Origin of the sequence: Kitasatospora kazusensis (assembly GCF_039529945.1) — a bacterium.
In the GTDB taxonomy this organism is placed as follows: Bacteria; Actinomycetota; Actinomycetes; order Streptomycetales; family Streptomycetaceae; genus Kitasatospora; species Kitasatospora kazusensis.
This window is the reverse complement of record NZ_BAAANT010000053.1, coordinates 21,787-35,500: the sequence shown is the minus strand read 5'-3', so window position 1 is coordinate 35,500 and position 13,714 is coordinate 21,787. Positions and strand designations below refer to the sequence as shown.

Sequence of the window (13,714 nt, the reverse complement as noted above, 5' to 3'; positions counted from 1 at the left end):
CGGAGTTTCGTTCACCCGCCGCGCTTTCCGACGTCCCAAACTTTAGCCGAACTCAGCTCCACAAAGCGAATCCGGCCGCAATCCGATAAACGCACACAGCAATTCACGCCGGGCCGCAGCAGAGCACGACCCGAACGGGAAGAGAAGTGGTGGTTCAGAGGATTGGCCGCCCCGGGACCGTCCGCGCCGATGCGTGTCCGGTGCTCCCTGCCGAGCGACTAGTGAACACTACGCCCATCCTGGGCCACGGGCAAATCACCGGTGCGGACCACCCGGGTGCACCCCGACCGGGCCGACTTCACGTACTCGCCGTTCGGGTGGTCGTTCGAGGCGATCCTGCTCCGTGCCGCGTCCGTGTCCCCTCCCCCACCGGTGTGCCGCAGCAGTAGGCGGTCCTCCCGGACGGCGTCCTCGGTGTCGACGTACCAGAGTTCGCTCAGCAGGCTGCGTGCCTCCGGCCAGGGGGCGTCGGCGTTCGCCAGGTAGTTGCCTTCGGTGATCACCAGGCGGGTGTGCGGCCGGATGACGTGGCGGGCGGCGATCGGCTCGTCGAGCGTGCGGTCGAAGTCCGGCGCGTAGACATCGTGGAAGCGCTCGTCCACCACTCGGCGCAGCAGGGCGACGTAGCCCAGGGCGTCGAAGCTGGGCGGTGAGCCCTTGCGGGCACGGAGGCCCAGGCGGTCGAGCTGGGTGTTGGAGAGGTGGAAACCGTCCAGTGGGAGGTAGGCAACGGCGCCGGGGCCCTCCCGGCGGTCGAGTTCGGTGATCAGGTACCGGGCGAGGGTGGATTTCCCTGCGCCCGGCGGGCCGGTCAGGCCGAGGACGCTCCGGCCCACGCGGGCGCCCCCACCGTTCAGCAGCTCGGCCGCCCGGGCCAGTAGCGCCTCGGGACCGACGAGGGGTTCGGCGACGGACTTGGGGCTGCTGTCGGGGCGCCGGGCGCCGGGGTCGTCCACATGCATGGGGCGCACCCTACTCACGAGGCGGCGGATTCGGCAGAGCGCGTTCCGGTAGGCCGTGTGCCGTCGGCGGCCGACCGGTCGGCGTGTGTCTGTTCGGCGTGTGTCCCGTCGGAGAGCGCCGGAAGGTCCAGGGTCAGCGTGCCGGCCGTCGCGTCGAGCCGGGCCGGGATGCCGAGGGGAACGGTGAGGGTGGAGGGGCCGTGGCCGAAGCCGAGTTCCCAGAGGATCGGCACTCCGAGCGGGGCGAGGCGGTCGAGCATCAGCTCCCGGACCCGCTCCAGCCGGCCGCAGCCGTTCCAGGAACCGAGGACGATCCCGGCCACTCCGTCGAGCGCGCCGGAGCGGAGCAGCTGGGTGAGGATCCGGTCGAGCTGGTAGGGATGTTCGTTGGTGTCCTCCAGGAGCAGGAGTGCCCCGGCGAACGAGGGGCGGGCCGTGGGTGTGCCACGGTCGGCGGCCAGGACGGAGGCGCAGCCGCCGGCGGTGATGCCGTGGGCGGCCCCCGGCACCAGTGGCGTCGCGGTGGGTGCGGTGAGGACGGTGGTGTCGGCCGGGTCGAAGAGGGTGCGGCGCAGGTGGCCGGCCGTCCCGGCGTCGGCGATGAAAGAGGTGGTGGTGGCCATCGGCCCGTACAGCGTGGCCACGCCGAGCCGCTGGGCGACCGCCTCGTGCAGGGCCGTGGCGTCGCTGAACCCGACCAGTGCCTTGGGCGGCGCGGCGCGGAGGGCGTCCCAGTCGACCAGTTCGGTCATGCGCTGGACGCCGTAGCCACCCCTGGCGCAGATGACGGCGGCGATGTCCGGGTCGAGCCAGGCGCGTTCGAAGTCGGCGGCACGGTCGGCATCGGTGCCGGCGAGATAGCGGAGCTCGGGGTGGGTATCGCGGAGGTGGCTGCCCGGTACGACGTCCAGGCCCCAGGAGCGGAGGAGGTCGGTGCCGATCGCCAGCCGCTCCTGGTCGACCGGTCCGCTCGGGGCGACCACTGCCACCCGGTCACCGGGGAGCAGCCGGGGCGGTCGGCGGAGCGCGTGGCGGGGCTGGAGTTGCGCCATCGGCGGCTACCTCCTGGTGGGGTGTTCGAGGGTTCGGCTGTTCACGTTATCCCCGCTCCGACCGGGTCCGGACCGCCCGCAGTGGTGCGGGGCACGGGGCGGGGCGCGGGGCACCGGGTGCCTGCCGCCGGGGCCGGGTCGGCCCGGCCGGGCCGGTGGTTGGCAAAGGCAGTCCCATGGGCTCGTCAGGCTTGCGTCACGGCCATCCGGCCGGGTCCGATACGAACGACCCTTTCGTTCCCTGGGTAATTGGCCGTCAGATGGCGCTCGCAACGCTCCGTCATCCCTCACTCACCCCTTGGCCCATCGAGCACTCGTGCGGGAGGATCATCCGAACACCATCCCGGAGGGCCCGCACCGATGACCTCGCTCGACCAGACCGTGTTCGACGACCCCTCAGGGGAGCCGTCGCCCTCGGGCGACCACGGCGGGCTGGATGTCGAGGCCGCCACCGCGGCGAACCTGCTCACCGCGCTCGCCACCCGGCTGCGCGCGGCGTACGAACAAGGGACGGACGTCGCCGGGCTGGCGGCGGCGGCCCACCGGTCCGAGTCCGAGGTCAGGCTGCTGCTCCAGCGGGCCGGGGTCGAGGCCCCACCGGACGGCCGGGCGCCGACGGGCGGATCGGAACGGTCGGACAGCGGCAAGGAGCGGGCGGGCGCGGGCAGGCCGTCGGGCAGACCGGCGCACGACGCGCAGCAGACGCAGCCGCAGCAACCACAGCCACCGTCACAGCCGCGACCGGTACGGCGCCCCACCCCCTCCCGTCGGCTGAGCCGCCTGCACCCGCGGGCCGTGCCCGACCCCGTCGGCCCGTCGGCCCCGGGCGAGTCGCGGCCCGCGCAGCCGGACGGCAGACAGCCGGTGCCTCCGCTGCCCGCACAGACCCCGATGGGCATCCTGATCGGCGCCTCCCCCAGCTACTCGGAGCCGCCCGCCCAGCCGGAGGACAGACAGCCGCGCCGTGTGCCCGCGCGGATCGTCAAGGTGGGCCGTGGGACGACTCTGGTGGTACTGCCGTCCTGGCGGGCCGCCATCGCGGTCTCGGTGCCGACCGACCTGCTCGTACGAGCCACCGGCCTGAGCGCGGACCAGCTCGCCGGTGCCCACCTGACCGTGCTGATGAACCCCGAAGCCCTGCACGACCGCGAACTCGACCTGCACGACTGGCAGTAGCGGCCGGACAGCCCCGGCAAGCGCCGGGTTCCACCGGGTGTCGACACGCGTTCTCCCCCGACCCGTCGGGTCGTTCCCGCCGTCGGGCCGAGGCGCCGCCCTAGGCTGGGCCCCATGCCCGCACCTGTGATCCTGCTGCCCGCCGACCCGCTCGCACCCCGGCGGCCCGACCCGCACTACGTGTGGGAGGCCCAGCAGGTCCGTGAGTTGGGCGGTGAGTACGCGTTGCTCGACCACGACGCGCTGCTGGCCGGCGAGGCCGGCGAGGCCGTCCGTCGGGTGCCGGCCGGGAGCGGACCGTTCTGGTACCGGGGGTGGATGATCCCCGTCCCCGCGTATGCGGCGCTCGCGCAGGCGCTCGGCGGGCGCGGGTGCACGCTGCTGACGACGCCGTCCTCGTACGCGAACGCACACGAACTCCCCGGCTGGTACGGCGTGTTCGAGGGGGCGACCCCGTCGAGCAGCTGGATCCCGGGCAACGGGGTGCCGGACGCGGGCGCGCTGGCGGAGAGCGCCCGGCTGCTCGGCGGCCAGGGCCCGGCGATCGTGAAGGACTACGTGAAGTCCCGTAAGCACGAGTGGGACGAGGCTTGCTACGTACCGGAGTTGGGTGATCTGCCCGCCCTGGCCCGGGTGGTGTCCCGGTTCGTGGAGCTCCAGGGCGAGTTCATGACCGGGGGTGTGGTGCTGCGCCGGTTCGAGGAGTTCGTGCGGGACGAGCAGGGGCGGGCCGTCGAGGCCCGGGTGTGGTGGGTCGACGGCGAGCCCGTCCTGGTCGGTCCGCACCCCGACAACCCCGGCAGCACCCCGGAGCCGGGGTTGTCGCAGGTCCGGACGCTCGTCCGGGCGCTGGGCTGCCGGTTCGTCACCACCGACCTGGCCCAGCTCGCCGACGGCCGGGGCTGGCGGGTGGTCGAGGTCGGCGACGGGCAGGTGAGCGACCTGCCGCGCGGGATCGACGCGTCGGCGCTGCTGGCCCCGCTGATCGCCGCCTGAGGTCGCTCACCTGCCCGGGCCCGGCCCGTCGGCTGCTCAGCCTGTTGGCCTGCCGGCCCGTCAGCCGCGTACCCGCTCGGGCTCGGGTGCGGTATCGCGGTCGGTGGGGCGGTCCGCGATGAACGCCTGCCAGAGCCGCGCGTACGCGCCGTCCAGTGCCAGCAGTTCGTCGTGGGCTCCGTCCTCGACCACCCGGCCGTGGTCCAGCACCACCACCCGGTCGGCCCGCTGCGCGGTGGTGAGGCGGTGGGCGATGACCAGTGTCGTCCGTCCGCCGCTCAGCCGGTCCGCCGCGTGGTTGACGGCGGCTTCGGTCGCCAGGTCGAGTGCGGCCGTGGCCTCGTCCAGCAGCAGCAGGTCCGGGTCGACCAGCTCCGCGCGGGCCAGCGCGATCAGCTGGCGCTGCCCGGCGGAGAGGTTGCGGCCCCGGCCGGTGACCTCGTGCCGGTAACCGCCGGACAGGCGCACGATCATCTCGTGTGCCCCGACCGCCCGGGCCGCCGCCTCGACCTCGGCGTCGGTGGCCGTCGGACGCCCGTACGCGATGGCGTCCCGCACCGTGCCGGCGAACAGGTACGCCTCCTGCGGGACGACTCCGAGCCGGTGCCGGTACTCGGCCAGGCCGTAGCGGGTGATGTCGGTGCCGTCGATGCTGACCGTGCCGCCGGTGGCGTCGTAGAACCGGGCGACCAGCTTGACCAGCGTGGACTTCCCCGCGCCGGTCTCACCGACCAGGGCGACGGTCTGCCCCTGCGGTATGTGCAGGTCGATCCCGGAGAGCACCTCCGGGTTCCCCTCGCCGCCGCCGTTGTACGCGAAGCTGACGTTCTCGAACCGGACCTCGCCGCGCAGCCGCTCCACCTTCACCGGGTCCTCGGTGTCCGGCGTACTGGTCGGCGTGCGCAGCAGCTCCCGGATCCGCCCGAGGCCGACGGACGCCTGCTGGTAGCCGTCGAAGATCTGCGACAGCTGGTTGACCGGGGCGAAGAACAGGTCGATGTACAGCAGGTAGGCGACCAGCGCGCCGATGGTGAGGGTGCCCGAGTCCACCCGGGAGGCGCCCACGATCAGCACCAGGGCGGCGGCCACGCTGGACAGGAACTGCACGAACGGGAAGTACAGCGAGATGTACAGCTGCGCCCGGACCCGGGCGTCGCGGTACTCGACGCCCCGGGCGACGAAGCGGTCGGTGTTGATGTCCTGGCGGCGGAACGCCTGGACGATCCGCATGCCCGCCACGTTCTCCTGGAGGTCGGCGTTGACCGTACTGATCAGGTCGCGGGAGATCTGGTACTGGGCGGTCGACTTCCGGCGGAACACCAGGGTGGCGATGACCAGCAGCGGCAGCACCGCGAAGACCACCAGGGCCAGCCCCGCGTCGATCACCAGCAGGGCCGCGAAGATCCCGCCGAAGGTCAGCAGGCTGACCACCGCGGTGACCACGCCGGTCTGCAGGAAGCTGGAGATCGAGTCGACGTCGGTGGTCATCCGGGTCATGATCCGGCCGGAGAGCTCGCGCTCGTAGTAGTCCAGGCCGAGCCGGTTCAGGTGGGCGAAGATCTTCAGGCGCAGGGTGTAGAGCACCCGCTCACCGGTGCGCCCGCTCACCCGGGTCTCGGCGCTCTGGACCAGCCAGTCGAGCGCCACCACGACGAGCGCGGCCAGTGAGGCGGCGGCCACACCGCCGAACGCCGCCTTGCTGACACCGTCGTCGATGCCGTGCCGGATCAGCACCGGTATCGCGAGCCCGGCGGCCGCGTCGAGCGCGAGCAGCAGCAGAGCCAGCAGCAGCGGGCGGCGGAAGGGGGCCAGCAGCCGGCCGAGGCCGAAGTCCGGATCGCCGGCCTCTGCGGCGGCGAGCGGGATGTCCGGGGTGTCGAGGGCGGCCGGGAGTGCGGCCACCTTGGCCAGCAGGTCCGGGTCGGCGGCCTTGCTCTCGGCGGGCTTGGTCCCGGAAGCCTTGCTCTCGGAAGCCTTGGCGGACTTCGCTTCGGCGGACTTCGCGGCCGGGAGCGGGGTCAGGGCCTCGGGCCGGCTCCGGGTCTGCTGAGACTCCTGGGACTGCTGGGTCGGCGCCGGGGCCGGGTGCTGAAGGGACGGCTGAAGCGCCGCGTCCGGGTCGGTGATCAACGCCCGGTACTGGGGACATCGGGCGTCGAGTTCCTCGTGCGTGCCGATGTCGACCAGTCGGCCGCGTTCGAGGACGGCGATCCGGTCGGCCAGCTGGAGGGTCGAGCGCCGGTGGGCGATGAGCAGGGTCGTCCGGCCGGCCATCACGCTGCGCAGCGCCTCGTGGATCTCCGCCTCCACCTGCGGGTCCACGGCGGAAGTCGCGTCGTCGAGCAGCAGGATCCGGGGGTCGCTGAGGATCGCGCGGGCGAGCGCGATGCGCTGCCGCTGGCCGCCGGAAAGCGTCAGGCCCTGCTCGCCGACCTTGGTGAGGTAGCCGTCCGGGAGGTCGCGGATGAAGCCGTCGGCCTGCGCCGCCCGGGCGGCGGCCCGGATCTGTTCCTCGGTCGCGTCCGGCCGCCCGTAGGCGATGTTGGTGCTGACGGTCTCGGAGAAGAGGAAGCTGTCCTCCGGGACGATGCCGACGGCGGCGCGCAGCGAGTCGAGTGTCAGGTCGCGCAGGTCGTGGCCGTACGCGCGGACGCTGCCGGCCACCGGGTCGTAGAACCTGGGGACGAGTTGGGCGACCGTCGACTTGCCGGAGCCCGAGCCGCCGACCAGGGCCAGCGTCTCCCCTTCGGCGAGCGAGAGGCTCAACCCGGCGAGGACGAGTTCGTGCTCGTCCGCGGCGGCCTCGTACCGGAAGTCGACGGCGTCGAACTCAAGCGCCGGGACGTCTGCCCCGGCCGGGTCACGGGACGTGTCGGAGGCAGCGAATCCTGCGGAGGCAGCGGATCCGGCGGACGCGGCCGCTCCGGAGAACGCCGGGAGGTCGACCGCGTCGGCGCGCTCCCGCACCAGCGGCTGCTGGTCGACCAGCTCCAGGACCCGCTCGACTCCGGCCCGGGCCTGCTGGCCCACGGTGATCAGCATGGTGAGCATCCGCACCGGGCCGGTCAGCTGGGCCACGTAGGTGGAGAAGGCCACGAAGGTGCCGAGCGAGACGTCCCCGCGTACGGCCAGCCAGCCGCCGAGCGCGAGCACGGCGACCTGCCCGAGCGCCGGGATGGCCTGCATGGCGGGGGTGTAGCGGCTGTTGAGCCGGATCGAGCGGAGCCGCGCGCCGTACAGACCGCGTGAGGCCTGTTCGAGTTTGGCGCGCTCCTGTGCCTCCTGACCGAAGCCCTTGACCACCCGGACCCCGCCGACGGCCCCGTCCACGACGCCCGCGACCACCGCCGCTTCCTGCTGGGCGGCCCAGGTCGCGGGGAAGAGCCGCTTGCGGCTCAGCGTCGCGATCCACCAGAGCGCCGGGCCCATCACCAGGGCGACCAGGGTCAGCGGGGGTGAGAGCCAGAGCATCACCAGGGCGGACATGCCGAACATCAGGAAGTTGCCGGTCATCATCGGCAGCATCGACAGCAGTCCGTTGATCAACTGCAGGTCGGAAGTGGCCCGGCCGACCACCTGGCCGGTGTCCAGGCTGTCCTGGCGGGCTCCGTCCAGGCGGGTGAGCGACCGGAAGAGGTCCGTGCGCATGTCCTGCTGGACGTCGAGCGCCAGCTGCCCGCCGTAGTAGCGGCGGATCTGGGTGCAGAGGAAGACCAGCGCGGCGGCCACCAGGAGCGCCACGGCCCACGGCAGGAGCGGGCGGGTGTGGGTGGTGATGACGTCATCGATGATCAACTTGGTGATCAGCGGCACGATCGCGGTGATCGCCATGCCGACGAGCGAGGCGCCGAAGGAGAGCAGGACGTTTCTCCGGTAACGCCAGCAGTATCCCGCGAGCCGGCTCAGCCAGCCGCGCTCGGACGCCGGGCCCGCACCGGGACCGGCACCGGGCCCTGCGCCGAGGCCGGCCACGTCGGTGGCGTCAGCGGCGGCGGTGGCCGTGTCGGCGGCGGTGCGGTCCGGACGGGCAGCGGCGGGCGGCGCGAGCGCGGTCGTCGCCGACCGGGATGCCGAGGTCGGGCCGGACGGGTCGCGGGGGGCGTTGCCACCCTGGGAAAGCTCCGCAGTGGATCCGTGAGTCTCAGGCATATTTAGGGATACTAACCATTCCGTCGAGTTGTCGTCCATCGTGATTCGACGGGCGTGCCAGACACTCGAACAGCACACGACCGAGCAGGCTTCCCGACCCGACCAGCCTGACTCGCCGGAACGGCGTTCCGCACCGGACCAGAGGGTCGGGCGGACTCCCCCGTTGGTCCTACTTCCCGGGGCCGACCGGGTCCACGACGGCGGCGGCGGCGGTCGCGGCAGTGGCCGCGGCTTCGGCATCGGCAGGCGCGGCGGCGCCGACAGCAGTGGCGGCAGCAGTCGCGGTCACGGCGGCGGCCGCGAAGGCGCCCTGCGCCAGGCTGTGCAGCAGCGACGCCATGGCGTCGCGCGGCAGTCCGCCCTTGTCCCCGTCCCCGGCGGCCGCCGACTGCGGGGCGGCGCTGTGCGGGGTCGAGTTGATCAGTCCGAAGACCGCGTGCACGGCCGCGCGGGCGAACGGGCCCGCCTCGGGCGTCGCCAGCGCCGGGAACGCCTCGCGGACCACCTCGACCCACAGCTCCACGTAGCGACGCTGGAGCCGTCGCACATGACGGCGGTCCTCCTCCTTCAGGTGCAGCAGTTCGCGGTCGTGCAAGATGATCAAGTCCTGGTCATCCAGCGCGAAGTCGACGTGCCCGCCGATCAGCGCATCGAGTGCGCCGGGCGCACTTCCGGCCTCCCCGACCCGTCGGCGGCCCTCCTCCAGCAGGCGCTCGCTGATGCCGACCAGAAGGTCGGCCAGCATCGCGTCCTTGCCCGAGAAGTGCCTGTACAGGCCGGGTCCGCTTATCCCGACGGCCTTGCCGATCTCGTCCACCCCGACACCCAGGAAGCCTCGGGCGGCGAACAGCCGGGCGGCCTCCCGCCGGATCTGGTCGCGGCGAGGGAGCGCGGAGGCAGCTTGGACGTTCGACATGATGCACATCGTAGACAGTCGGGTTATCGAGCGTTAACCTGACGGCGAGAGTTAACGCTCACTAACTTGGGTGCGGACCTACCTGTCCGTCCACCCGGATGGCTCCGAGGGCAAGGGAGCTCTTGAGATGGCCCCCGCATTCGTTGGACCGACCGTCAGGCCGACACCCGGCCCGTCGGCGGGTTCGTCCGGCAACTCGTCCGGCCTGTTCGGCGGCTCGTTCGCCGACCCGGCCGACGGCCCGGCCGCGTCGGCCGGAGCCGCCGCTGCCGCGCTCGCGCCCCGGCTGGAGAGCGCGGTCGACCCCGGCTCGGCCGCGTACCGCGCGAACACCGCCGCACACCAGGCGCTGGTCACGGAGCTTCGGGAGAAGCTCGCGACCGCCGCGCTCGGCGGCGGCGCCAAGGCCCGCGCCCGGCACACCGCCCGCGGCAAGCTGCTGCCACGCGAGCGCGTGGACACCCTGCTCGACCCCTCCTCCCCCTTCCTGGAGCTCAGCGCTCTGGCGGCCGACGGCCTCTACGACGGCGCGGCGCCGGCGGCCGGCGTGATCGCCGGCATCGGGCGGGTGGCCGGCCGCGAGGTCGTGGTGGTGGCGAACGACGCCACCGTCAAGGGCGGCACGTACTACCCGATGACCGTCAAGAAGCACCTCCGGGCGCAGGAGGTGGCGCTGGAGAACCGGCTGCCCTGCCTGTACCTGGTGGACTCCGGCGGCGCCTTCCTCCCGATGCAGGACGAGGTCTTCCCCGACCGCGACCACTTCGGACGGATCTTCTACAACCAGGCGCGGCTGTCCGCCGCCGGTATCCCGCAGATCGCGGCCGTGATGGGCTCGTGCACGGCGGGCGGGGCCTACGTCCCGGCCATGAGCGACCAGGCCGTGATCGTCCGCAACCAGGGCACCATCTTCCTGGGCGGGCCGCCGCTGGTGAAGGCCGCCACCGGCGAGGTCGTCACGGCCGAGGAGCTGGGCGGCGGCGACCTGCACTCCCGGACCTCCGGCGTGACGGACCACCTCGCGGACGACGACGCCCACGCGCTCTCCATCGTCCGCACGATCGTCTCCGGGCTCGGGCCGCGTACGGCCACGCCCTGGCCGCTGACCCCGGCCGAGCCGCCGGCGGTCGACCCGGCCGGACTGTACGGAGCGGTGCCCGTCGACCCGCGCACGCCGTACGACGTCCGCGAGGTGATCGCGCGCCTGGTGGACGGCAGCCGGTTCGCCGAGTTCAAGGCCGAGTACGGTGCCACCCTGGTCACCGGCTTCGCCCGGATCCACGGCCACCCGGTCGGCATCGTCGCCAACAACGGCGTGCTGTTCGCCGAGTCCGCCCAGAAGGGCGCCCACTTCATCGAGCTGTGCGACCAGCGCGGCATCCCGCTCCTCTTCCTGCAGAACATCACCGGCTTCATGGTCGGGCGGCAGTACGAGGCGGGCGGCATCGCCAAGCACGGCGCCAAGATGGTGACCGCCGTCGCGTGCACCCGGGTGCCGAAGCTGACGGTGGTGATCGGCGGCTCGTACGGCGCCGGCAACTACTCGATGTGCGGGCGGGCCTACTCGCCGCGCTTCCTGTGGATGTGGCCCGGGGCGAAGATCTCGGTGATGGGCGGCGAGCAGGCGGCCTCCGTCCTGGCCACCGTGCGCCGCGACCAGTTGGAGGGGCAGGGCGAGGAGTGGTCCGCCGATGCGGAGGACCAGTTCAAGAGGCCCGTGCGCGAGCAGTACGAGCGCCAGGGCAACGCCTACTACGCCACCGCCCGGCTGTGGGACGACGGTGTGATCGACCCGCTCGACACCCGGACCGTCCTCGGCCTGGCCCTCACCACCTGCGCCAACGCACCGCTCGCCGAGCCCCGGCCGTACGGCGTCTTCCGGATGTGAGCCGGTTGCGGGGCCGCGCCACCGGCCGGCCCCGCCCCGGCCCCTCCGACTCCGTCCGTCCCGGGCCGGCACCGTGTGCGGCTCCGTCAGCGGCACCGTCTGACACACCGCCCGACGCGCCGCCCGACGCACTACCGGGTTCGGATCGGCTCCGCATTCCAGTCGGCTCCTGACTCCGACTCCCCTCGATTTCGCTCGACTCCCCTCGACTTCCCTCGACCCGGAGGAACGCCTCCCATGTTCGACACTGTTCTGGTCGCCAACCGAGGCGAGATCGCGGTACGGGTGATCCGGACCCTCCGGCAGCTGGGTGTCCGGTCGGTCGCCGTCCACAGCGACGCGGACGCCGACGCACCGCACGTCCGTGAAGCCGATATGGCCGTACGCCTCGGCCCGGACGGGCACAGCGACAGCTCGGCGGTCGAGACCTACCTGCGCAGCGACCTGATCCTGGCGGCCGCCCGGCGCGCCGGGGCCCAGGCCATCCACCCCGGTTACGGCTTCCTCGCCGAGAACTCCGCCTTCGCCCGCGCCTGCACCGAGGCCGGCCTGGTCTTCATCGGCCCACCGCCCACCGCGGTGGAGCTGATGGGCGACAAGATCAATGCGAAGGCGGCCGTCCGCAGTGCCGGAGTGCCCGTCGTACCGGGCAGCCAGGGCGACGCCCCGACCGACGCCGAACTGACCGCCGCAGCGGCCGAGATCGGGTACCCGGTGCTGCTCAAGCCGTCGGCCGGCGGTGGCGGCAAGGGGATGCGGCTGGTCCACGACCCGGCCGACCTGTCCGCCGAGCTGGCCGCCGCCCGCCGGGTCGCCCGGACCTCCTTCGGCGACGACACCCTGTTGCTCGAACGCTGGGTCGAGCAGCCGCGCCACATCGAGGTGCAGGTCCTGGCCGACACCCACGGCCGGACCGTCCACCTCGGCGAGCGCGAGTGCAGCCTCCAGCGCCGGCACCAGAAACTGATCGAAGAGGCACCCTCCGTCCTGCTGAACGCGGAGACCCGCGCCGCGATGGGCGCAGCAGCCGTCCGCGCGGCCGAGGCCTGCGGCTACACCGGGGCCGGCACGGTGGAGTTCATCGTGCCGGGCATCGACCCCACCGGGCCCGCCCCCGAAGGAGTCATGGACTTCTTCTTCATGGAGATGAACACCCGTCTCCAGGTCGAACACCCCGTCACCGAGCTGGCCATCGCGATCGGGGCCGACACCGGGCAGCCGCAGCGGCTGGACCTGGTCGAATGGCAGGTACGGGTCGCCGCGGGCGAGGCACTCCCGTTCACCCAGTCGGACATCTCCTTCCTGGGCCACGCGATCGAGGCCCGTATCTGTGCCGAGGACCCCGACCGGGAGTTCCTGCCCACCGGCGGGCGGATCCTCTTCCTGGACGAACCGCACGGCACCGACGTCCGGGTGGACTCCGGCATCACCGCCGGCACCGAGATCGGCAGCCTGTACGACCCCATGCTGGCGAAGGTCATCGCGTACGGGCCCGACCGCCCGACCGCGCTGCGCCGGCTGCGGGCCGCCCTCGCGGACACCCGGATCCTCGGTGTGACCACCAACGCCGGCTTCCTCCGGCGGCTGCTCGCGCACCCGGACGTCGTCGCCGGCCGACTCGACACTGGCCTGGTCGAGCGGACCACCGAACAGCACCCGGAACTGCTGGCCTCCCCGTACACCGCCGCCGGTACGCCTGCCCCGGACGCCGACGCGCCCGCCGCCGTACCGGCGGTGTCCGCCGTGGAGACGCTGTACTTCGCCGCCGCACTGACCCGGCAGCTGACCTTGGCCCCGACCGTCGCCGCCAACGGCTGGACCGACCCGTTCTCCGTACCCTCCGGTTGGCGGATCGGCGGCGAGGCCGCCTGGACCACCCACCGACTCCGCCTGCCGGGCCGCGACCCGGTCTCCGTCCTCGTCCGACCCGTTGCTGCCGGCAACGTATCGGAGGCCACTGACAACTCCTCGACCAGCACTCCTGACCTGCAGGTCCGCCTGGCGGACGGGCCGATTCGGACAGCCCGGGCCACCCGGACCGCAGGCCGCCTGCAGCTCACCGTCGACGGCTTGCAGACCACGTTCGCACAGGCCACCGACAACACCGCCGCCGCCGGCCCGGTGACCTGGCTGGGGATCGACGGCGACGCCATGGCGGTGCACACCCACGACCCGGTCGCCGACCGGACGTCCACCGGCGCCGCCCACCACGGCGCGCTCACCGCACCGATGCCGGGCACCGTGACCGTGGTCAAGGCCGAACTCGGCGAGACGGTCAAACGTGGTCAAGCCCTACTCGTCCTGGAGGCGATGAAGATGGAACACGTCATCACGGCGCCGCACGACGGCACCGTCAGCGAACTGCGGGCCACCGCGGGCGGGACCGTGGCGATGGACGAGGTGCTGGCCGTCGTCACGCCCGCCGACGAGACGGCGGGCGGCGCGGCCGGCGACGCGGCGGCCGGCGACGGCACGTCCGCGCAGGTCGCGTCATGACCGCCGACGCCCAGGCGGGCGGACAGTCGGCGGACGGACAGTCGGCGGGCGGGACGACGTCCGAGGCGGCGCACGGGAC

At 72.9% G+C, this 13,714-nt stretch carries 8 protein-coding genes; 4 read left to right on the top strand and 4 right to left on the bottom strand.

Going from position 1 to position 13,714, the window contains the following annotated elements; genetic code table 11:
• Positions 1-218 precede the first annotated feature (218 nt).
• Positions 219-962: a nucleoside/nucleotide kinase family protein gene (locus tag ABD330_RS28820; protein WP_344469004.1), complete on the bottom strand. Its 744-nt coding sequence runs from the start codon at positions 960-962 to the stop codon at positions 219-221.
• Positions 963-976: 14 nt separating this feature from the next.
• Positions 977-2,014 carry a S66 peptidase family protein gene (locus tag ABD330_RS28815; protein WP_344469002.1) on the bottom strand — a complete coding sequence of 346 codons (1,038 nt, stop codon included), beginning with the start codon at positions 2,012-2,014 and terminating at the stop codon, positions 977-979.
• 360 nt (positions 2,015-2,374) lie between these two features.
• On the opposite strand from ABD330_RS28815, the gene ABD330_RS28810 reads away from it, so the two are divergent.
• Both ABD330_RS28810 and ABD330_RS28805 read left to right on the top strand, forming a co-directional pair.
• Positions 2,375-3,190 carry a hypothetical protein gene (locus ABD330_RS28810; protein ID WP_344469000.1) on the top strand — a complete coding sequence of 272 codons (816 nt, stop codon included), beginning with the start codon at positions 2,375-2,377 and terminating at the stop codon, positions 3,188-3,190.
• A 114-nt stretch (positions 3,191-3,304) separates the two neighbouring features.
• The gene (locus ABD330_RS28805; protein WP_344468998.1) at positions 3,305-4,186 is read left to right on the top strand and encodes an ATP-grasp domain-containing protein; all 882 of its coding nucleotides are present in this window, start codon (positions 3,305-3,307) and stop codon (positions 4,184-4,186) included.
• Positions 4,187-4,246: 60 nt separating this feature from the next.
• Here ABD330_RS28805 and ABD330_RS28800 read toward each other — a convergent pair whose 3' ends face one another.
• Complete coding sequence (locus ABD330_RS28800; RefSeq protein WP_344468996.1) at positions 4,247-8,335, bottom strand: ABC transporter ATP-binding protein; 4,089 nt, start codon at positions 8,333-8,335, stop codon at positions 4,247-4,249.
• A 169-nt stretch (positions 8,336-8,504) separates the two neighbouring features.
• Positions 8,505-9,251, bottom strand: coding sequence for a TetR/AcrR family transcriptional regulator (locus tag ABD330_RS28795; protein ID WP_344468994.1), 747 nt, complete (start codon positions 9,249-9,251; stop codon positions 8,505-8,507).
• A gap of 127 nt (positions 9,252-9,378) precedes the next feature.
• Between ABD330_RS28795 and ABD330_RS28790 the strand changes: the two genes are divergently transcribed.
• Together ABD330_RS28790 and ABD330_RS28785 are read left to right on the top strand one after the other, a co-directional pair.
• Complete coding sequence (locus ABD330_RS28790; protein WP_344468992.1) at positions 9,379-11,139, top strand: carboxyl transferase domain-containing protein; 1,761 nt, start codon at positions 9,379-9,381, stop codon at positions 11,137-11,139.
• 237 nt (positions 11,140-11,376) lie between these two features.
• A complete protein-coding gene (locus ABD330_RS28785; RefSeq protein WP_344468990.1) occupies positions 11,377-13,635 on the top strand; it encodes an acetyl/propionyl/methylcrotonyl-CoA carboxylase subunit alpha in 2,259 nt (752 codons plus the stop codon).
• The last annotated feature ends 79 nt before the right edge of the window (positions 13,636-13,714 follow it).

What these genes read in the sequence shown, in the direction of transcription:
- ABD330_RS28820 (WP_344469004.1), bottom strand. Translation starts at nt 962, where the DNA reads ATGCATGTGGACGACCCCGGCGCCCGGCGCCCCGACAGCAGCCCCAAG.
- ABD330_RS28815 (WP_344469002.1), bottom strand. Translation starts at nt 2,014, where the DNA reads ATGGCGCAACTCCAGCCCCGCCACGCGCTCCGCCGACCGCCCCGGCTG.
- ABD330_RS28810 (WP_344469000.1), top strand. Translation starts at nt 2,375, where the DNA reads ATGACCTCGCTCGACCAGACCGTGTTCGACGACCCCTCAGGGGAGCCG.
- ABD330_RS28805 (WP_344468998.1), top strand. Translation starts at nt 3,305, where the DNA reads ATGCCCGCACCTGTGATCCTGCTGCCCGCCGACCCGCTCGCACCCCGG.
- ABD330_RS28800 (WP_344468996.1), bottom strand. Translation starts at nt 8,335, where the DNA reads ATGCCTGAGACTCACGGATCCACTGCGGAGCTTTCCCAGGGTGGCAAC.
- ABD330_RS28795 (WP_344468994.1), bottom strand. Translation starts at nt 9,251, where the DNA reads ATGTCGAACGTCCAAGCTGCCTCCGCGCTCCCTCGCCGCGACCAGATC.
- ABD330_RS28790 (WP_344468992.1), top strand. Translation starts at nt 9,379, where the DNA reads ATGGCCCCCGCATTCGTTGGACCGACCGTCAGGCCGACACCCGGCCCG.
- ABD330_RS28785 (WP_344468990.1), top strand. Translation starts at nt 11,377, where the DNA reads ATGTTCGACACTGTTCTGGTCGCCAACCGAGGCGAGATCGCGGTACGG.